The 19,386-nt window shown below is 70.9% G+C and carries 22 protein-coding genes; 6 read left to right on the top strand and 16 right to left on the bottom strand.

Annotated features, from left to right (window positions below):
• Window positions 1–11 precede the first annotated feature (11 nt).
• Both U5918_RS04885 and U5918_RS04880 read left to right on the top strand, forming a co-directional pair.
• Entirely contained in the window at window positions 12–197 is a 186-nt protein-coding gene (locus U5918_RS04885; RefSeq protein ID WP_335999904.1) for a DUF7836 family putative zinc-binding protein, read from the top strand.
• A gap of 73 nt (window positions 198–270) precedes the next feature.
• On the top strand, window positions 271–1,101 hold the full coding sequence (locus tag U5918_RS04880; protein WP_335999903.1) for a hypothetical protein: 831 nt from the start codon (window positions 271–273) through the stop codon (window positions 1,099–1,101).
• 18 nt (window positions 1,102–1,119) lie between these two features.
• Here U5918_RS04880 and U5918_RS04875 read toward each other — a convergent pair whose 3' ends face one another.
• Entirely contained in the window at window positions 1,120–2,841 is a 1,722-nt protein-coding gene (locus U5918_RS04875) for a radical SAM protein (RefSeq protein WP_335999902.1), read from the bottom strand.
• A 79-nt stretch (window positions 2,842–2,920) separates the two neighbouring features.
• Between U5918_RS04875 and U5918_RS04870 the strand changes: the two genes are divergently transcribed.
• Window positions 2,921–3,748: a hypothetical protein gene (locus U5918_RS04870; protein WP_335999901.1), complete on the top strand. Its 828-nt coding sequence runs from the start codon at window positions 2,921–2,923 to the stop codon at window positions 3,746–3,748.
• Here the strand turns inward: U5918_RS04870 and U5918_RS04865 are convergent.
• On the bottom strand, window positions 3,745–4,539 hold the full coding sequence (locus U5918_RS04865; RefSeq protein WP_335999900.1) for a DUF429 domain-containing protein: 795 nt from the start codon (window positions 4,537–4,539) through the stop codon (window positions 3,745–3,747). The two genes, U5918_RS04870 and U5918_RS04865, sit on opposite strands and share 4 nt — an antisense overlap.
• A gap of 69 nt (window positions 4,540–4,608) precedes the next feature.
• Between U5918_RS04865 and U5918_RS04860 the strand changes: the two genes are divergently transcribed.
• Together U5918_RS04860 and U5918_RS04855 are read left to right on the top strand one after the other, a co-directional pair.
• Window positions 4,609–4,767, top strand: coding sequence for a DUF7559 family protein (locus tag U5918_RS04860; protein WP_335999899.1), 159 nt, complete (start codon window positions 4,609–4,611; stop codon window positions 4,765–4,767).
• Window positions 4,764–5,243, top strand: coding sequence for an Hsp20/alpha crystallin family protein (locus tag U5918_RS04855; protein ID WP_335999898.1), 480 nt, complete (start codon window positions 4,764–4,766; stop codon window positions 5,241–5,243). The genes U5918_RS04860 and U5918_RS04855 overlap by 4 nt, the downstream gene beginning before the upstream one ends.
• Before the next feature lie 8 nt (window positions 5,244–5,251).
• On the opposite strand, the gene U5918_RS04850 is transcribed toward U5918_RS04855, so the two are convergent.
• The 6 genes from U5918_RS04850 to U5918_RS04825 all read right to left on the bottom strand — a co-directional run bounded on the left by U5918_RS04850 (window position 5,252) and on the right by U5918_RS04825 (window position 10,260).
• Window positions 5,252–6,436, bottom strand: a complete 1,185-nt coding sequence (locus U5918_RS04850) for an NAD(P)/FAD-dependent oxidoreductase (protein WP_335999897.1) — start codon at window positions 6,434–6,436, stop codon at window positions 5,252–5,254.
• A 24-nt stretch (window positions 6,437–6,460) separates the two neighbouring features.
• Window positions 6,461–6,919, bottom strand: a complete 459-nt coding sequence (locus U5918_RS04845) for a hypothetical protein (protein ID WP_335999896.1) — start codon at window positions 6,917–6,919, stop codon at window positions 6,461–6,463.
• Window positions 6,916–7,695, bottom strand: coding sequence for a DUF7388 family protein (locus tag U5918_RS04840; protein WP_418771360.1), 780 nt, complete (start codon window positions 7,693–7,695; stop codon window positions 6,916–6,918). The genes U5918_RS04845 and U5918_RS04840 overlap by 4 nt, the downstream gene beginning before the upstream one ends.
• Window positions 7,696–7,986: 291 nt before the next feature.
• Window positions 7,987–8,586: an NUDIX hydrolase gene (locus U5918_RS04835; RefSeq protein WP_335999893.1), complete on the bottom strand. Its 600-nt coding sequence runs from the start codon at window positions 8,584–8,586 to the stop codon at window positions 7,987–7,989.
• 51 nt (window positions 8,587–8,637) lie between these two features.
• Window positions 8,638–9,108: a DUF7109 family protein gene (locus U5918_RS04830; protein ID WP_335999892.1), complete on the bottom strand. Its 471-nt coding sequence runs from the start codon at window positions 9,106–9,108 to the stop codon at window positions 8,638–8,640.
• Between the two features lie 54 nt (window positions 9,109–9,162).
• The gene (locus tag U5918_RS04825; protein ID WP_335999891.1) at window positions 9,163–10,260 is read right to left on the bottom strand and encodes a glycosyltransferase family protein; all 1,098 of its coding nucleotides are present in this window, start codon (window positions 10,258–10,260) and stop codon (window positions 9,163–9,165) included.
• A gap of 146 nt (window positions 10,261–10,406) precedes the next feature.
• Between U5918_RS04825 and U5918_RS04820 the strand changes: the two genes are divergently transcribed.
• Window positions 10,407–10,577: an HVO_0758 family zinc finger protein gene (locus U5918_RS04820; RefSeq protein WP_335999889.1), complete on the top strand. Its 171-nt coding sequence runs from the start codon at window positions 10,407–10,409 to the stop codon at window positions 10,575–10,577.
• Here U5918_RS04820 and U5918_RS04815 read toward each other — a convergent pair whose 3' ends face one another.
• From U5918_RS04815 to U5918_RS04780, 8 genes are all read right to left on the bottom strand, one after another.
• Entirely contained in the window at window positions 10,578–11,666 is a 1,089-nt protein-coding gene (locus tag U5918_RS04815; RefSeq protein WP_335999887.1) for an aldo/keto reductase, read from the bottom strand. It lies immediately after the preceding gene.
• Between the two features lie 184 nt (window positions 11,667–11,850).
• Window positions 11,851–13,023, bottom strand: a complete 1,173-nt coding sequence (locus U5918_RS04810; protein WP_335999885.1) for a DHH family phosphoesterase — start codon at window positions 13,021–13,023, stop codon at window positions 11,851–11,853.
• A 100-nt stretch (window positions 13,024–13,123) separates the two neighbouring features.
• The gene (locus tag U5918_RS04805) at window positions 13,124–14,020 is read right to left on the bottom strand and encodes an SDR family oxidoreductase (RefSeq protein WP_335999883.1); all 897 of its coding nucleotides are present in this window, start codon (window positions 14,018–14,020) and stop codon (window positions 13,124–13,126) included.
• Between the two features lie 2 nt (window positions 14,021–14,022).
• Window positions 14,023–14,448, bottom strand: coding sequence for a DUF5791 family protein (locus U5918_RS04800; protein WP_335999882.1), 426 nt, complete (start codon window positions 14,446–14,448; stop codon window positions 14,023–14,025).
• A gap of 58 nt (window positions 14,449–14,506) precedes the next feature.
• Window positions 14,507–17,647, bottom strand: a complete 3,141-nt coding sequence (locus U5918_RS04795) for a DUF7286 family protein (protein WP_335999881.1) — start codon at window positions 17,645–17,647, stop codon at window positions 14,507–14,509.
• A complete protein-coding gene (locus U5918_RS04790) occupies window positions 17,644–18,540 on the bottom strand; it encodes a DUF7284 family protein (RefSeq protein ID WP_335999879.1) in 897 nt (298 codons plus the stop codon). Before U5918_RS04790 ends, U5918_RS04795 begins: the two co-directional genes overlap by 4 nt.
• Window positions 18,540–18,929: a DUF7285 family protein gene (locus tag U5918_RS04785; RefSeq protein WP_335999877.1), complete on the bottom strand. Its 390-nt coding sequence runs from the start codon at window positions 18,927–18,929 to the stop codon at window positions 18,540–18,542. The genes U5918_RS04790 and U5918_RS04785 overlap by 1 nt, the downstream gene beginning before the upstream one ends.
• On the bottom strand, window positions 18,907–19,377 hold the full coding sequence (locus U5918_RS04780) for a DUF7283 family protein (RefSeq protein WP_335999875.1): 471 nt from the start codon (window positions 19,375–19,377) through the stop codon (window positions 18,907–18,909). The genes U5918_RS04785 and U5918_RS04780 overlap by 23 nt, the downstream gene beginning before the upstream one ends.
• Between the last annotated feature and the right edge of the window lie 9 nt (window positions 19,378–19,386).

Here is a 19,386-nt window from a genome sequence, read left to right as displayed (position 1 = left end):
CACTCACGTCCATGAACGAAGCGTTCGTCCAGTTGCGCTGTCCGGCCTGCGAGAAGGACTGGGAAGCGGCACCGACCGACCTGCCCGCGACCGACGCGGCCTTCTCCTGTCCCGACTGCGGCGACCAGCGCCGGACGGCGGAGTTCATGCGGACCGAGCGGGACCTGGAGATCCTCGAACAGTTCGAGACGGCCTGAAACCTCGGACCGGCGCCGTTGCGGTGGGCAGTACGGTTAAGTGGGCCCGTTTCGATTCGCTGGCAGGTACGACATGGCGCTGCGCCCAGGCCGGACGACCGAGGACGGCGGTACGGACGTCGGTCTGTGGCGACACCTCGGCCACGCGAGGACGATCGGCACCAGCGCGTTCGTCGGGCTGGCTGTAGTCTATCTCGTCCTGTTCGTCGGGTTCGTCGTCCGACTGCTCGCCGCGGCCGGATCGGCCCTCGGTCTCGGGGACCCGTTCTTCGGAGTGTCGCCGGTCGGCGCCGCCGCCGGCCTCGGGGGGCTGCTCGTCGCGCTCGCGCTCCTCCTGCTCGTGGGGGTCTTCCTGGTCGGCTTCTTCGCCGTCTTCGTCTTCGTGACCCTGCACGCCGCCGAAGTGGAGCTCGTGCTGGCGAGCACCGCCTCGCCGTCGATCGGCTTCTTCGGCGTCTTGCCCCTCTCTCCCACGGTGACCGAGACGGGCATCGCCCCGATCACGCCCGCGGCGCTCACCGTCCCGTTCTCGGAGCTGGGCCTCCTTCTCCCGCCGCTACTGCTGTGCTGGTACGGCTTCAGGATCGGCGGCGACGTCTCGGATCTGCGGGCACTGGTGCGCACGTCCCTCGCGCTCGTCGTCGGCTACGGGACCGTGACGCTCGTCGTCGTCCTCGGGACGACGTGGCTGTTCAACCTGTTCGTCGCGGATCTCGTCGTGAGACTGTTCTCGCTGACCCCGGCCGTCGACTCGGTCGCGCTGACCGTCCAGTTGCCGGACTTCCGGCGAACGCTGGTGCGGATGTGTCTCGGCTACCCCCTGCTGTTCGGCGGGACCGGCACGCTCGCCGGCGCACTCGTCGAACGGCTGGATGACGACGGTGACGGAAACGAGGCCGACTGAACAGCGCAGGGAGGGCCGCTAGTCGGCGCCTTCCGGCGTCTCGACCGTCGCGAACCGGTCGAGGTCGATCTCGGCGGCGACTTCGCCGACGGAGTCGTGGGGTCGATCGACCACGATGTCGCCGGCGGTCCCCTGACCGATGCCGGGGATCGCGGTCAGTTCGTCCAGCGACGCCGCGTTGAGGTCCAGAGGGTAGGGAACCCCCGAGACCGACCGGTAGCCGTGGCCGGTGATCGCCACGTCGATCGTCCGCCCGAGTTCGCGTTCGCCCGGAATCCCCACGAGCAGCGGGTACGTCCCCAGTTGCCGGCCGAAGGTCGTCCCGTCCTGGTGGTACTCCAGGTGGACGTCCGGTAACACCGTGCCCGGCGGCGCCACCCGCTCGAGCATCGGGTTGTCGATCGTCTCCCGGACCTCCTGCTTGTATTTCTTGAACTGTTTCTTGTGGTCGTTGGCGATCTCGGCCCCGGTGTCGGCCATGTCTGTCCCCTCGAAGGCCATCACCTGCCGGATGTTGACCCGCCGGAGCATCAGCCCCTCGTCGTACACCCGCTGCAGGAACCGCCTGTTGTGCTCGAAGGTCTCGGACCGTTCGCCCTTGAGTCCGTGGACGAGGTTGATCCCCGGCAGGAGTTTGGGCAGTCGCCGCGCCGCGTCGTCGCCGAAGTTCGGAGCCGTCTCCCGGTCGCCCCCCGGCCGGAAGCCCGCCTCCTCGTTGACGATCTTCACGGCCTCGAAACACTCGTCGGCGGAGACGTTGAGGTTGTTCTCCTCTTGCACCAGGGGATCCGCCGACTCCAGGCCGAACGCGGCCGTGTCGCCGGGCGTGTTGTGTTCTGCGATGACCCGGATGCCCTCCCTGGCCAACTCCTGCCACTTCACGACCGTGATGGGGTTCATGTTGTCCAGGTGCAGGGTGTCCAGATCGGGCGCGACCTCCCGGATCCCGGCGTACAGCGACCGGAGGGCGTCCGGATTGGGTTTCTCGCCGTCCCCGCCGTAGGCGAGGATGTCGGCCTGACGGCCGAGGCGGAAGTCGCTCACGCCGTGGTCGGCCAGCGCGGCCACCTCGTCGACGACGCTCTCCGGCGGCCGGAAGTCCGGGTCGCCGTACATCGGTTCCGTGCAGAACGAGCACCGATAGGGACAGCCCCGCGAGGTCTCCAGTTCCGCGAGGATGTAGTCGGGGTGGTTCGGGTGTTGCTCGACGACGAACGCGCCCTGTTTGGCCCAGCGGGTCTCCTCGGGGACGCCGCGGTAGCGGTCCTCGAACCCCTCCAGTCCGTTGCGGACGAGGTCGTAGGCCGCCGTCTCCACGTCGGCCATCGCGAGGAAGTCGAAGTCGAGGTCGTCGCGCGCCGTCTCCGAGGCGCCTTCGTTCTGCTCGCCGACGCCGAAACGGACGGGGCCGCCCATCACGGAGACGCCCTCGGCGGTCCAGGCGATGCGGCGGACCTCGTCGGGTTCGGCGGGCGTCCCCCCGACGTACTTTCCGGGGACGGTCATCCCGCCGACGTAGACGAGCAGGTCCGCGTCCTCGACGTCCCGCCAGCGCGATTGCTCGTCCCGCAGCGCGTCGATGGTGTGGTAGGTGATCCGCTCTTCCGGAACGCCGGCGTCCACCAGCGCCCCGGCGGTGTAGCGGGGGTAGGTCGAGATGTAGGGGGGAACGCCGAAGTGAGCCGGCTCGTCGACGTACCCGTCGACGATGGTGACGTCGATGGTGGCCGGATCGGTCATACGCGTTCGTTGCCGGTCGACGCGTATAACGATGACTGACTCGCCATACTCTTGGAACGGGCCCGCGAACCCCCCTTGCATGTCCGCTGCGGTCTCCTGGCGGTACGACTACGGTACCGAGCCGTGGCTCCGCTGGCTCGTCCGGGCCGGAATGGCTGCCCTGTTCGGGGTCTACGTGGGGTTGCTCGCCACGCTCGCGGTCGCGTTCGTCACGTTCCTCGTCGCCGGCGGGACCGAACTCCGGCTCTTCGTCGTCCTCCTCGCGCTGGTCGGCGGTCCCTTCTCGCTGCTCTACCTCCTGCCGATGCTCCGCGACCGGTCGCAGCGCCCGACGACGTTCACCGGCCAGGAGCGGGTGATATCGCCCCGGGAACAGGTCGCCTGTGCCGTCACCGGCGCGCTCGTCCTCGGTGGAGCCCTGCTGGTCGAACCCCTACTCGCCGCCGGTGTGTTCGTCGCCGGAGTCGCGGCGGGGGTCGCGGGCGTGGTCTGCTCGACGCGGGGCGAGATCGATCCCGAATCGGGGACCGGCGAGAACCGGTCTCGCGAGTGGGACCTCTCGCGCGTCACCGACTACGGAACGCGCCGGATCGGCCCGCTCGTCCTCGTCTCCCTCTCGGCGTCCGGGCCCGGGAGCTTCGGGACGGTCCCCTCGTGGCTCCTGGTTCCGGCGAGCGCGGCGGCGGAGGTGACGGCCGCGCTCGACGAGACCGTCGCGACGGCCGAGGACGAACCGGGGCGAGACCCGAACCCTGCGGTCCGGGCGGTCGCCGTGGCCCTGTCCGTTCTGCTGTTCGGGACTGGCGCCGCCGCTGTGACGCAACTGGGCGGCCCGGTCGGCTGGTGGGCCGGGGTTATCACGGGGCTGTTCGCCGTGCTCTTCCTGTTCGTCGCGCGGGAGGGCTAGACGTAGATGTAGCCCTCGACCGGGTTCCAGGGCCGATCCGGCTCGAAGTCGGCCTCGCGGGCGCGGTAGGCCGCGAGCGCGGCGACCGTCGCGTCAAGCGCGTCGCCGCCGGCGTCCTCGATCAACTCGGCGCGCACGCGACCGGCGAACGCCAGCGGCGTCTCCGCCTCCAGTCCCTCGACGATGGCGCGGCGGCGCTCGCGGGCGCGCTCGTTCCCTGACTTGTACTCGGCGGCGGGCAGGTCGCAACTCGCCAGCGTCGCGGCGGGGTAGACCTCACAGAGCGCCACGTCGCCGCCTTCCTGCATGGGCCGGACGGCGACCGCGTCAGTGCGCGCGAGCGGGGCGAGCACGTCCCGGATCCCGTAGAAGGTCTGCTTCCAGACGTGGCTGCCGTACGGCGAGAGCGCGCCGACGGGGCCGTCCGTCTCGCGGCGCAGGTCGGCTCGCTCGCCGTCGGTCGCCTCGCGCGCCCGGGAGCGACAGGTCTCCTGGAACCCGTCGGCGCCGGTCGCGACCGTGGCGACCCACTCGACGGCCCCCTCCCAGGAGTCGCGGTCGTGGATCGTCGCCGGGACGCCGAACGGGAAGTCGAGGCCGACCGTCTCGGTCTCCCGGAGGAACTCGACGAGTTGGCCGAGACAGGGCGCGCGCTCGGCGACGCCGAAGCGGTCCGCCGCGGAGCGGCAGGACTCGATCCGGAGGTCGCCGTCCGATACCGAGGCCTCGGCGATCCAGGTGCCGTGGCCGGCCTGGGCCGCGCCGCTGAAGTCGACGCCGTGGATGGACATGCCGGAACGTGGGCGCGACGGGCGCAAAAAGCCGGGGCATTGATAGGCCGGGCGACCCTAGGAACGTGTATGCCCAAAACGCTCGAAGTCCGGTGCACGAGCGGGGACTGCGAACTCGACATGTTCCAGCTACACTACACCTACGACATGCCCGACGAGGTGGGGGTCGCCGATTTCGCCTGCCCCTACTGCGGCGAGACGGACGACCTGGAGGAGATCGAACTATGATTCGGGAACTCGGCCGTTCCATCGGGACCACGGTGATGGAGACCGTCGGCCGCGCGGCCAGTCGCGTCCAGGAGCGCCGGCCGCTCCCGGTCGACCTGCTCGAGTCCGACGACGCCTACCTGGCGGTGTTCGACGCCCCCGGTGCCACCAGCAGCGACGTCCAGGTCCGGTTCGACGACAACGCCGTCGTGGTCCGGATCGACCGCTTCCGCGACTTCTACGAGGGCTTCGAGATGCTCGTCCCCGGCCGCGGCCTCTCGCTCGACGGCCGCGTCTCGCTGCCCGCTGACACCGTCGTCGACCCCGACGACGCCGACGCCACCCTGCGACGGAACGGGACGCTCGAGGTCCGCGTCCCCAAGGACGGCCGGGCCGCGCCGTCGACCGCCGGCGAGGAAACGCCCGTCGACGAGGAGTCGCCGTCCGACCCCGGAGACGCGACGGTGCCGACGACGGACGCAGACGCAGACGAGTAGACTCCCCGCTAGTCGACGGTCATCCCTTCCACGACCGCGAACGCTTCGTCCCCGTCGAACCGACGCGGGTCGAACGCGTCGATCCCGTCGTCACCGAGCATCTGCCCGGCGACGGTCCGCCCCAGCGCCGGAGCGCGCATGAACCCGTGGCCGTGCCAGCCCGCGGCGACGAACAGGTCCGATTCGAGTTCCCCCTGCAGCGGGTCCCGGTCCGGCGTCGCGGTGCAGAGGCCGGCCCAGGCCCGCCCGCTCCCCGCCGGCCCGTCGGCGTCGGATGCGAGCGCCGCGTCGACCCGGTCTATCGCCGACGCGACGAACGCGTCGTCGGCCGTCCGGTCCCAGTCCTCGGGGTCGAAGTCCCGCTTCTCCGTGCCGTCGCCGACCAGCAAACCGCCCTCGCGCGGACGCCGACGGCCGCCTGTCGGACGGCCGTCGTGCCCGCCCTCGCACACCTCGCGCGGACGCCAGTAGAACTCCTGCGTAGCGTCGTACAGCGTCGGAAGCTCGGCACTCGCCGGGAACGGGTCGGTCACGGTCGCCTGTACGCGGTAGGCCTTGATCGGCACGGCGACGCCCGCCTCGGCCAGCAGGTGACGCGTGTGCGCCCCTGCCGCGACCAGCACCGCGTCGAACCGCTCCGTGCCCGCGGCGGTCTCGACGGCCGGGTCGGTCTTCACCCTCGCCTCGGTCTCCGTTCGGATCGTCGCCCCGGCCGCACGCGCTCGCTCCGCGACGACGGCGGCGTACTCGGCGGGGTCGGCGAGCGCCGCGTCGCGAGCGATCGCCGCGACCGCCACGTCGTCGGTCGCCAAGCCGGGACACTCGGCGGCCAGCGCAGACGGGTCGAGGAGCGTCACGTCACGGCCCCGCTCGCGCATTCGCGGGACCTGTTCGCGGATGGCGTCGGCTCGCGTCTCGTCGCCGGTCCGGGCCAGCCAGACGTAGGGGTGGTCGGTGAACGCGAACCGGGTTTCGGCGGCCAGGTCGCGAAAGTGGGTCATCGCTCGACCGGCCACGGTTGCGTCGGTCCGGCCGGCGAAGGCGTCGTAACAGATGCCCGCGGCGCGGCCCGTGCTCTCGGCGGCGATCTCGTCCCGCTCGAACAGCGTCACGGCCGCGCCGCGGTCGGCGAGTGACAGGGCGGCGGTCACGCCCACCGCCCCGCCGCCGACGACGGCCACCGAGTCGGTCATGGTCGCACTCGCACCCGGTCGCACTTAGCCCCGGCGTCGGCGGACGGCGTCCGCGGCCCCGAAGACCGTCAGGGAGCCAAAGACCGCCAGACTCCCGATGAACAGGGCGGTCTCGGGGAGGTCGACGCCCGTCCGTGCCAGGACGCCGCCGACGGCCACGAGCAGTTCGTCGAGAACGACCAGGGGGAAGAAAAGCGAGAGCGCCAGCACGGCGGCCACGCCGAACGCGATCCGGCGCGCCCGCGCCTCGTCGACGTTCCCCCGGCGCTGGTGCCAGACGGAGTAGACGATGACCACGAAGCCGAGACAGAACACGGCGATCACGGCGATCCGGAACGCGACCCCGACGAACAGGTCGACGAGCCGCGCGACGGTGGCGGCCAGCTCGGGCACCCGCTGGAGATACCCGGCCACAAGCGTCAGCGTCACACCGACGAGGCCGACGACGCCCGCGACCTTCGCGCGGCCGCCCCCCCGACTCATCGTGTGAGAGCGTCGATTCCGCGCGCCGGGTAGCCGACTACGGTGTCGGCGCCGGCCTCGCGCAGCGCCTCGACTCGGCGAGCGACCGTCGCGGCGTCGCCCACCAGCGCGTAGTCCTCGACGGCACGCGCGAGCACCTCCCGTGCCCGCCCCTCGGCCGTCGCGTCGGTCGGGGCGCCGTCGGGAAGCGCCTCGCGGACGGGCTTTCGGCGGGCCGCGTAGGCCCCGACCGCGTCGAGGATCGCGTCCTCGTCGTCCGTCACGACGGTCGGGGCGTAGACGGCCAACGAACCCGAAAAGCCAGCCGCCCTGAGCCCGTGGAAGTCGCGCTCGGTCGACCGTCCCAGCAACTCGAACTGCGTCCCGCCGGCAGCGAGGGCCATCCGCTCGATGTTCTCGGTTCCCACCCACGCCTCCGGGTCGCGCTCGCGGGCGGCACCGAACCGGGGGGCCACCGCCCGCGACTGCTCCGTCTCCGTCAGGTAGGCCGGGTGGCCCGCCACCAGGATCCGACCGACGCCCTCGGGAACCCAGTCCCAGCGGCCGTCGTCACCGAAGAGGTCGAACCCGTCGGCGCGCACCGGGACGGTCACTCTGACGCTGCGATCCGACGCGAGGTCGGCCAGCGCGTCGGCGTCGGGCAGGTGCTCGACCCCCTCGTAGTCCACGATCACGTCGTGGTCGAGGGCGGCCGCTCGCGAGAGATCCGTCTCCGCGGGTTTGATCGCGACCGCGTCGATCCCCGTCGTCGCCAGGGCGCCCTCTCGTAGCATGATCTTCGTCGGCCGCGGTCGCCCGCGGCTCGGTTGTGCAAAGCTGTGGCGGAGAGCCGCAAAACGCTGTCGCTTCCCCGCGAGTCCACTCACTCCTTCCGTCGCTTCGCTCGGTCAGTCGATCGTTCCCTCGCGAGGTCTCACTCGCTCCGTCGTCACCAGAACGCAGAGCGTTCTGGTTGGCTCACGAGAGCTATGCTCTCGTGAACGCCGGCGCGTTGCGCCGGCTGCCAGAGGGACCTGTGGTCCCTCTCTGCTCGCGAGACCCCCGCGAGTTCGAGTGCTCCGTAATGGTCACATCGGGAGGTCGGCGTCCGGGTCGACCTCCCGGTCGGCCTCCGCCGGCATCTCCCAGTCGGTGGTCAACTCCAGCAACTGCACGAGGATGCGGGCGGTCGCGCCCCAGACGGTGTAGCCGTCGACGTGGAAGAAGTGCAGGCGAATGTCGCCGTAGTGGGGGTGGTCGCGCCGTTCGGACTCGTAGTTCGCCATGTCCGTCAGCGCCGCGACCGACAGCACCGCGATCTCGGCGACTTCGCGCTCGTCGGGCGTGTACGTCCGGTCCGGGATCGTCCCGACGAACGGGCGGACGGAGTAGCGCGTGACCGTGCGGATGTCGTCGATCCGGCCGACGATGTCCGCCTCCGACGGGTCGAGGCCGATCTCCTCGTTGGCCTCCCGGAGTGCGGTCTCCTGGAGGTCGGCGTCGCTTGGCTCCCGGCCGCCACCCGGGAAACTCATCTGGCCCGGGTGCTCGCCGAGGTGGTCCGCGCGCTTGGTGAAAAGCAGGTGTTCACTCCCGTCACGGACGATGACCGGCGCGAGCACGGCGGCCTCGCGCTCCTCGTCGCTCACTCCGGTCGCCCGGAAGTTCCCGACCCGCTCCAGGTCCATGCCCCCCAGTTTGGCCCGCGCGCTCTTAATTTGCGTGGGGTCAGTCGTGTGTCATGCTAACGCGTCGTCCAGTCGCTGCCGGGTCTCCCCGACGTCGACCGGCGCCCACACCTCGAGTTCGTAGCTCACGTCGAGCAGTTCCCGGATGCGCTCCTCGTCCCCGGCGTCGATGGCCTTCTCGGCGTCGGCCCGGAACCGGTTCTCGGCGGCCGTCGCCAGGTCCGCGCGGTCGACGCTTCGGTCGGGCACGTCCAGCATGTGCGGCAGGTCCGTCGCGTCGCCCGGGAGTTCCGGGAAGGCGACCGGCCCGGCGACCAGCAACGGCTCCTCGGCGTCGGCCGGCTCGACCGCGACGAGGTGGTAGGTCGCGAGCGCCGCCGCGACGTCACCGTCGAAGTACTCCGGTTCGACCTCCTCGCCGCAGCGATAGGCCAGTTCCGCCAGCGCCCGCCGCAGTTCCGTACTCGTCAGCGCGTCGAACAGGTCGACGACGCCGGCCAGCTCGTCGCCCGTCACGTCCATGTCGGAACCGGCGCGGGGCTCCCCCTTTAGCCTTCGCACGCCCGCCGCGACCGGTTACCGATCGGCTGCGCGGTCCAGCCCCCGCCGGGCCGCCCGCCGCACCGTCTCCGGATCGAGCGACGTCTCGGCCCACGCTGGCAACCGGTCGTCCTCGCCGGGCGGCGAGACGGCCTCGGCGTAGGTGGCGACCTGCTCGCGCTCGCCCGCGGCATCGAACTCGAACCCGTTGAACGCCGCGTCGGTCCCGTAGTGGTCCACGAGGTCGTCCGCCGTCTCCCGGTAGCGCTCACGCAGCCGCTCGTAGTCCGGGTCGACGCCGGCGTCCTCGACGGCGTGGAACAGGGCGGTCGCGACCTCGCGACACATGTCCCCCAGCCCCTGCGGGCCGCCGACGGCGCGATGGTCGTGCTCGTGGCGCCCGAGGTCGACCTGTGCGGTACCGGAAAAGCCCGCTGCGTCGAAGGCGTCGCCGAGCGTCCCGACCTCCAGTCCCCAGCCTCGTGGGGGCCGGAGCCGGCGTACGAGGTCGCTCGTGGCCGCGAACTCTCCGGCCAGCGCGTACCGGAAACTCGCGAGGTAGTCGACGATCGGCGCGTCGGCCTGGTCGCCCAGCGCCCGCACCAGCGGCGTGTAGAACAGCCGGAAGAGGCGGCCGTAGAGCCGCTCGTTCTCGACGCGGGCGTAGTAGCCCTTCGAGAAGTCGTAGCCGTTCGCGAGCGGGAAGAGCAGGCGGGGGACGTGGGCGCGTGAGTAGGTCGTCGCGTCGGCGTCGTGGACGGCGACGTACTCCTCCTGGGCTGCGAGTCCCAGCGCCAGCCAGACGTCACGACCCTTCCCGGCGGGGCCGTTCAGCCCGGCCTCGCCGAGTGCCTCCTGGACTTCTGGCGCGTTGCACCAGAGCACTTCCGGCCCCAGCTCGAAGGAGTCGAGCCAGCGCGCGACGGTGTCGACGCGGTCCTCGCTGGCCCGCAACGCGACGACGACGCGTGCGGGGTCGACCCGGTCGAGCGTCGTGAGCACGCGTTCGGCGGCGAGGCTGGCGTGCTCCCGCTCGGTCAGTGGGACGACGACGGCGGCGCTCTCGGTGGGGGCCTCCGGAACCCGATCCGCGAACGCGTGGAGCGTCGCCACCCGCTCCTGGACGTACTCCATTTGCCCATCGTTCGGACCGGTGCCGAAAAAGTCCGCCGCTCTCGGCCACACGCCGGGCGTCTGCGGTGCTGGTCGCCCGTACTCGTCACACGCGCGTCTGACACGTCGGCACGGGGTTTTTGGTGGGGCCGCAAGAAGGTCCGGTTATGGAATCCGTCCGCAAGGGGCTACGCTCGGGCGACATCGAGAAAGACACCTACGAGCGACTAACCTGTGCGGAGTGTGGGGAGCAACTCGGGACCAAGAACGATCCCGACGAACTCAACACCGTCAGGTTCTGTCCGAGCTGTGACCGTGAGTGGAAGAAAGTCGGGTGATCACTCGAAGACGTCGTCGAAGGCGTCGGCACCGAGCGGTTCGTGGGTCCCCGCCGCGACGTTCTCCGCGACGTGCTCCGGCGACCCCGTCCCGACCAGCGCGCTCGTCACGCCCGGCGCGCTCCGCGCGAAGTTGATCGCCCGCTGCGCCCGCGTCTCCCCGTCGAGTTTCGCTTCCACCTGTTCCGGCATCTCCGATGCCAGCCGGCCCTGCATGATGGACGCGCTCGTGAACACGTCCAGTCCCGCGTCGTTCGCGAACCAGAGCGCGCTCTGTGGCCCCGCCGCGCCCTCGTGTGATTCCACGGTGAACGCGTCGGCCATGAAGACGTTGAACGGCAACTGGATCGCCCGGAGGTGGGTCGCCTCCGTCCCCGCCCGATCCGAGGCCCTCCGCGCCCGCGAGACGACTTCCGGCAGCGAGAGGTAGCTGTCGTGGTCCGGCCCGACCCGGAACGACTCCCATGACGCCACGCCGTAGTGTCTGAGGTCGCCCGCCGCCGCCCGCTCCTCCAGTCGGACGAACGCCGCCTCGAGCTGGTCGTAGACCGCCTCGCGCGACCGGACCTCGAGTTGCGTCTCCGGGTTGTGGACGTAGTAGCAATCGATCGTCTCTACTCCCAGATTCTCGAGCGACCGATCCAGTTGATCGTCGAGGTAGTCGGGTGCGATGCAGTGCTGTCCCATCGCCAGGTCCTCGCGGTCGACGAGCCCCGGCTCGACGTACTCCTCGCGGATGAACCGTCCGGGGTCGTCGGGGCGCTCGCCGTCGAAGGGGACGAACCCGCCCTTGGTCGCGATCAGTACCGCCTCGCGATCGACGTCGGCCGCGTCGATGGCCGCGCCGACGACCCGTTCTGAGCGCTGGCAGCGGTAGTTGATCGCCGTGTCGACGACGTTGATCCCCGATTCGAGGGCGTCGACGAGCGCCGCCTCGTAGTTCTCGTCGGCCGCGTCGGTCGGATCGCCGAGGTAGGTGCCGACGCCGATCGACGAGACGACGCAGTCGCCGAACGCGCGGAAGTAGGTGCGGGCGAACCGCTCGTGATGGCGGTCGCGATAGTCCCAGGTTGCCTCGCGGGTAGCCATGTGCTCCGATTGGGTAGCCGGCGGTAAAGTCGAGGCGGTACTGTGCGGTCGCCATCGGCATCCGGCACGCGGAGCGTGCCGGTTCACTCGGCGCGAGAGAAACGAGCGCCGAGCAGTTTTTCCCCAAGTTTTTGCGAGGAGTGGTCGCGCGTAGCGCGACCCGACGAAGTAAAAAGTGGGTGTGTTAAATATCGCCTGACATCGCGTCGAACAGGCGATCGGTCAGTTCCGGCATCGTCAGGCCGGAGGATGGGCCCAGCCCCTCCATGTGATCGAGCGAGATCTGTCCGCCGCCCATCCGGGCGTGGCCGCCGGCCTCCGCCATGGGGATGTCCTCGACGGCCGATCGGAGGGTCTTGCCCATGTGGACGCGGTCGTCCCGGGAGCGGCCGGAGAGGTGGACGGTCCCCTCTTTCTCCCCCGCCACGACGACGGCGGTGACCCCTTCCAGCCTGAGGAGTTCGTCCGCGGCCTGCGGGATGGCGTCGGCGTTGTCCACCGAGCCGACGTTTGCGAAGGCGAAGGCGTTGCGCACCTCGCGGTTGGTGATGGCGCGGGCCTTGACCTCCAGCACCTCGGCGTCGACCTCGGGGTTGGCGATGCGGTCGAGGACGTCCTCGTCGACGCCCTCGAAGAGGTATGACGCGGCCTCGAACTCGGCGGCCGAACAGCCCTTGGTGAGGCTCTTTGTGTCGGCCTGGATACCGTAGACGAGGCCGGTCGCGAGGTCGGTCGGAAGCTGCATCGTGCCGGCTTCGTCGTCGGGGTCGCTCGGCTCCCAGTTCAGGTCCTCGAAGTACTCGGCGAGGATCGACGCGCAGGCGCCGTTGTCGGTGCGGACGTCGGTGAAGTCGGTTCCGGTGCCGTCGCCGGGGTGGTGGTCGATCACCGCGAAGGGCGAGACGCCGTCGGCGCCGGAGAACCCGCGGGCCGCGTTGTGGTCGACGAGGACGACGTTCTTGCTCGTCAGTTCGCTAGCGTCGTCGACCCGCTCGAAGTCCAGATCGAGGACGGTCTCGAAGGCGCGGTTCTCCTGGTGGCGGATCTGCCCGGAGTACTGCATCGTCGCCTGGGTGTCGACGGATTCGGCCAGTGTCCGGACGGCCATCGCGCAGGCCATCGCGTCGGGATCCGGATTCGGGTGCATCAGCACGGATATCTCGTCGCGATCGGCCAGCAACTGTTTGAACGTCGCGCCCTTCGGTCGTCGGAGGCGGGCGACGATCCAGCCGGCGACGCCGAGTACGACCAGCGCCGCGACTGCGAGGACGACGAGCGGCGGATCTTCGAGGGCGACCGCCGCGGTGGAGTCGACGACCTCGGGGACCCCGACGCCACCCGCGGCTGCAAGCGGCATACTCGCGTTGTGTCACGCCCGACTACCAAGAATGTTCCCCATCAGCACACGGCACGGAATACGCCACTACGGTGCCGTGTGCGTGTCCCTCCCCCGCGTTCTACGCCGACCCCCCGCGCCGATACGCGTCGACCGCGGCCCGGTATCCCTCCCGGTAGGTCGGGTACGCGAACTCGTATCCGAGTTCCCGGAGCCTGTCGTTCGAACACCGCTTGCTCGTCTCGATCCGGCGTCGCGCTGCGTCGGATAGCGAGTCGTCGGCCAGCCGTTCGGCTTTCGTCCGCTTCGGCGGGTCCGGTACGCCGCACTCCGCCGCGAGCCAGTCGGCGAACTCCCACTTCGAGACGGGCTCGTCGTCGACCACGAGCACCGGCTCACCGCGCGCGGCGTCGCGCTCGAGCAGGTAGCGCACCACCCCCGCCGCGTCGTCGCGGTGGACCATGTTCAGGTACCCCTCCGTCACCGGTCCATCGACGTACCGTCCCAGCCGATAGCGGTCGGGCCCGTAGAGGCCAGCGAACCGTGCGACGGTCCCGTCGATGCCGTACTCTGCCGCCACGTCGATCGCGATCCGTTCCGCCTCGACGAGCACCTCGGTCTTCGGCGTCGTCGGGTCCAGCGGTGTCTCCTCGTCCACCCAGTCGCCGTCGTGATCGCCGTAGACCCCCGTGCTCGAGGTGTAGATCAGTCGATCCGGTGCCTGGTCGCGGGTCCCGAAGGCGTCGATCGCCGTTCGCAGCCCGTCGACGTAGATCTCACGTGCCGCGTCGGCCCCGCGTCCGCCCGAACTCGCCGCGAACACGACGGCGTCGGCATCCGGAACTCGCGTCAGTTCGTCGGGGTCGGTCACGTCCGCTCGCACGCTCTCGAAGCCCGCGGCCTCGATCGCCTCGATTCCCGCGTCGGAGCGGCGGACCCCGATCACGTCGTGGTCGGCTGCGAGCTGCCGGCCCAGTTCGAGGCCGACGTAGCCACAGCCCAGGATCGCCACCCGCATTGTCACTTCCGGCTCTCGATGAAGCCGTGCAGTAGTGCGTACTCGTCGATGGTCATCGGGTGGCGGCCCTCGACTTTCTGCTGGATCTCCTTGGCTTCGAGCCGGCTGTCGATCCCCGACTGGATCGCCTCCACGTCGAGGACCGCGCTGCTCATCCCCATCAGGAGCACGTCGCGGGCGTCCGCCTCCAGGAAGTCGGCGTCGGGCCGGTCCGGGTCGGTAGCGAGGATCGCCGCCGCCTCCTCGAGGGTCACCTCGGGGGAGTCGCCGTCGACCAGCGCCTGCAGCGTCCCCTCGTCGACACCGGTCTCCTCGGCGACGGTCCCGACGCCCTGCTCCTCGATGGTCTCGGCCAGTACCGACTCGTAGGCCGCCAGCAACTCCTCGGGGTCGCGCTCCCCGGGATTCTCGAACGCGTCTCTGAGCATGCCGACGGATAGGACGTCCCAACACAAATGGCTGTCAGTCCGTCCCGCGAGGGTTCGCTCACGGAGACGAGGTCGGTTCGTCCGCCCGCCGGTCTGGCCAGGACTCCGGAACCGACGGCTCGCCCTCCCCGTCCGCTCCGGCGGCCTCCCAGTCCGACCAGCTTTCCGACCGCTCGTCCGGAGTCCCGTCCTTGTCGCCGACGCCCTGTGGACCCTGTGGCACCGCGATCGCGACCGCCGTCCGAGATTCGAACGAGATCCGCGGTGCGCGTCCCAGTACCTCTGCCGCGCCGTCGCCGTCGTAGTCCACGGTGGCCGCGCCGCCGTCCCTGACGTACGTGAGCGCCCCGCCTGGGCTCCCCGCGGCGCCGGTTCCGGCTCGAACCGCGAAGCGGTCGTAGCCACCCCGGACCTGGACGATCCAGACGTTCGTCGTCGTCCACCAGGCCGGGCCAGCAGGGACGAGCGGCAGTCCCGCCGGGACCCGGTTCACGGACCGCGTCAGTCGGTCGTCGAGCCTGTCAGCGATCCGCTCTCCCGCCTTCCGTGTCCCCTTCTCACCGGCGTCGGATACTCGGTCACTGACCTTCCGGCGGACCAGTTCCGACGTGTCGTTGACTTTCTGCCTGGCGATCTCCGTGCTCCCGTCGGTCGCCCGGCGGTGCAAGAGCGATCGGAGGTGCGCCCGGACCAGCGTGCGATTCGTCTCGTCGTCGACCACTGCCCGCTCGGCCACGGCCTCGGCCGCGGAGCCGTTCGTCACCGCGAGCGCCGTCGCCCCGGGCCCGTCCCACCGCTGGAGGGCGTCGGCTACGATCCGTCGCCGGTCGGACGCCGTCTCCCCGACCCCCATGCTCGCGAGTGAACGCCTGAGCCGCTCGCGAGCCGATTCGAGCTCCCCCTCGACTTCCGTTTCGAGAGTCTCGGACTCGCGCTGGAGGACCGCTTCGAGGGTGCCGTTATCCGTCGGTACCTCCCGGGCGGCGCGCGCTGCCCAGAGGGTTCGCGCGGCGGTTCGGAGACCGACCGTCTCGTTCGGACCGCCGGCACCGATCACCGCGTCCGCGACGTGCCCGTGGGGTGACGCGAACAGGTTGACGTTCCGTGCCCCCAGCGGCCTGATCCGGGTCCCGTTCGGGAGCGAGTCGACGTCCTCGGGACCGACCTCGGCGACCGTCAGATACGGCGGCGCGCCCTCGACGGATCTGATTTCGAGGCCGTCGACACGCGTCTCGTCCCTTTCTCTTTCGACGCCGCTACGGTTCCCCAGCGCGTCCCGCAGGAGGTCGGTCGAGCCGACGCCGACAGCGTCGAACGCATCGTCCAGATTCCGGCCCCGCCGTTCCTGGCGTCGTTCCCGCGCCGCGAGCCGCGCTCGCGTCCGTTCGATGTACATCCCGCGGGCGGCGAATCGGGCTTTCTCGGCGACGCTGTCGTACGTCGCGGGCGGGTCGACCAGTCCTCCGAGCGTCCGGTGCAGCTCACCTGCGGGGTTGGCCTCGAAGGTGCCCACGCGACCGCGCCGGACGGACGCGGAGACGTTCGCGACGCGGTCGCTGAAGCGGACGAGGTCCGCGCGGAGCCTCTGGCGGATTCCCGCCGGTACCGGCCCCCGAAGCGTTCGTTTCCCCGTGATGTTCCGGTCCTCTCGGACGGCGAGCGCCGCGAGTCGGTCCCGGCCGCCGCGCCGGTCGATCAGTCGGGCGCGCGCCCGGTCCTCGATGCTCGCCAGATTCGGCCCGTCGAAGGGGCCTTTCCCGGACTCGTGGACGGTCTCGATCTCTCGGTCGGGTGCGTAGTCGCTCCGCGCGTGGCGACCCACCAGCGCCACCTCGACGTCGAAGCGGAAGGTATCGCTGGCCCGCGTGACCGTCGTCTCGTTGCCGTGGACCCAGCGACAGATCTTCGTCCGTTCCTGGGTCACCCGCCGCCCGAACGAGGCGAACGCGTGCCAGCCGACGGGCGCCGACAGCGCCGCGCTCCGGTTCCCCCTGACCTCGGGGTCGTCCCCCGCGACCCCTTCCGAATCGAGCCGCCAGAACCCCTCCGGCGCGATGCTGTAACAGGGCGGGAGCGAGCCGCCGGTTCTGTCGACGTCCCGGATCGTCTCGACCTCGGCGCTGTACACCGACTCCAGCACATCCGAAAGGCGCTCCCGAGACGTGGCGTGAGCCAGCGCCCGGTCGGCTGTGCCGTCGACGCCGACAGTCATCTCGTCGCTAGCTCGCGGCCCGCCCGTCGCGGTATCGAGGCTCGGGATCTCGACCGGGACGTTCGGGCCCGATCGCTCGTCCCCGAAGATGGCGTCCACGTCGGCCCCGGAGGCGCCGGCGCCGCGGAGGAGGTCGGTCGTTCCGACGCCGAGGAGCGCCCGGCGCATCGCACGCCGACCGGACGCGTCGCTCCGTCCGAACAGGTGACGCTGTTCCCGGAGAATCGCTCCGTTGGTCATCAGCTCGACGTGGCGGTTGGCGAGCACGTTCTCGACGACCGCTCCGCCCGTCCCGTACTGGGCGTAGCCGCGCGCCCAGACGACCCCGTAGAGCCGGCCGGTCAGCCGTCGCGTGAGCCCCGGCCGGGCCAGCCCGGCGTCGAGACGCTCCTCGAATCGACCCACGCGCTCGTGGACGGCCAGGACTGGCGTCCGGACGACGACGGTCGGGCTCATCCGCTGCCGCACGACGGTCTCGTTCCCGCGGCTGGCGGTCACCGTGACGTTCTCGACGCGAACGCGCAGCTTCGTTCGATTCTCGGTCACCGACTCGACGCGGACGCGCTCGATCGCGCCACGGAGGTCGCTCGCGTTCGGCGTCGCCGGGAGCGACGCGGTCGCTGTCACGTCCTCGCGGCTGGCGGTCACCTCGTCGAGGCGCTCCCTCGCCCGCAGATAGATCCGGAGCCGCAGGGCATCGCGGAACGACGAGTCGGCGTCGAGGACCCGCCCGGCGGACGTGTTCGCGGGGGCGAGCACGGGGTCCCGCGCGGCGTCGTCGCTGGCGTCCACGACCGCCGCCCGGAGCTCGGTCTGTGTCTCGCCGACGACCCGTTCGACGGCGACGTCGGTCGCGGGTTCGGCGGCCGGTCTGTCCGGCTGGAGTCCGACGAACAGGCCGACGCTCCCCACCAGGACGACCACGCCGACGAGCGCGAACGGGAGCCATCCCCGGTCGTCGTCGGCGAACGATCGGTCGGGACTCATGGCGACCACGTCCTGACGGTGATCCTGACGCGTCCCACCGACACCGCCTCCGCGGCGGCGTCGGGCGACCGGTAGCGCGTTCGCAGGTCCGCGGCCAGCGTCTCGCCGAGCGCTCGCTCCAGTTCGGCATTGGCGCCCGTCGCGTCGTCCGCGAGCGCCCGCCCTGTCGCGTTCGTCCCGAGTAACCGCCCCAGCCGTTCGTACCGGTAGGTGACGAGTTCCTCGACCGGGTAGTCCGCGAGCAGGGCGCTACGGGTCCGATCCGGCGGGAAGAGTCCGCGGACGACCCGCTCGGCGACGATCGATCCGAGGCGCTCGAAGGTGGTGTTCGAGTCGGTTTCCGCCAGTCGGCGGGCGTCTTCCCGCGCGGACGGGAACCCGCTCGCGACCGTCACGGTCTCGGCGTGGACCTCGGTGTCCGGCGGGGGCGTGGGACCGACGGCGAAGACACCTCGAACGGGTGCGTCCGGATACGGTTCCCAGCGAGCACGGATCCGTGCGAGGTAGTCGCGCTCGCGAGTCAGGTTCCGCGTCGCGTTCGTGACGACCCGCTGGTAATCCGCTCGCGTGTGCGCGACGCGCTGCCCCCGAACGCTGAGATTCCCCAGCGTCGCGGTGGCCAGGTGGCTCGCGAGCGTGCCGTGAGACGTCCGGCGGAACGTCGCGCCCTCGGTCACCGGGAAGTCGACGACGCGAGAGGACGCCCGTCGCGCACCCGGCGCGAGCGTGTATTCGACCGACGCAGTGCTCGTGGTGAGCGCGTCGGCGACGCCGTCGGCCGCGTCGTCGGCCGCCGTCGGTGGCGGACTCGTCCCCAGCGTGAGCGTGCCGACGGCGGCCCCGACGAGAAGCAGGAAGAGCGCGGCGTCGAGCACGGTGCTGGTCGCGCGCATCACCAGACCCTCACCGTGAGCCTGCCGGGCCGGATCGTCCCGGGGCGGAGCCTGACGCTCGCTCGCGTGCTCGCCTGTCTGGCCGACTCTGGCGGTCGCGGGCCGATTGCCCAGCGTCGGTCTCCGACCCGCAGCGTCGCGTTCAGGGTTCGGCCGTCCGGTGCGTGCTCCGTCGACTCCCGCAGCCGTTCTGGATCGATCACGCCGGCTTCGGAGATATGGTCCTCGACGGCCGACAGCGTGGGCTGGGCGACGTTCCGCGGCTGGGTGCCCGGGAGCGCGTCCTGGACTGCGCCGGTGTAGATCGTCAGTCCCACGCCGACCGCGAAGACGGCCACGATGGCGGCGATCGGCTCCACCTGTCCCCTACACGCCGACGAGCGTGACATCGATCCCCTCCCAGGAGAGCCGACGGACGACGAGCCGCCCGTCCGTCTCGCGCCACGTACGCGTTCGATTCCGTGCTGATTCGGCGGCCGTCGCCAGCGCCGAGGCGTTCTCGAAGACCACCGCCGGCGGTGTGCCACGGAGGACGGCTGCCAGGTCGGTTCCGGTCCGGACCGGCGTGACGGGGCCGTAGGCGACCGACGCGTGCGTGGTTCCGCCCTCGTTCCGGAACGCCAGCCGCCGACTGCCGAGTTTGACGGCCGTCGCATCGAGCGCGTGCTCGCCTGTCGCGTTGTGCGGACTGGTGGCCACGGCGTCGACCGTCGCCGCCGCGCGTTCGGCGTCCGGCGGGACCGTCGACGGCAGCGAGATCGCGACACCGAACGCGACTGCGCTGGCGGTCGCGACCCCGAGCCAGAGATACCAGGTGTCGACCGGTGCGTCGAACATGGACGGGCC

This window comes from Halorientalis sp. LT38 (genome assembly GCF_037031225.1).
GTDB lineage: Archaea > Halobacteriota > Halobacteria > Halobacteriales > Haloarculaceae > Halorientalis > Halorientalis halophila.
This window is presented reverse-complemented; position numbering and strand designations above follow the sequence as displayed.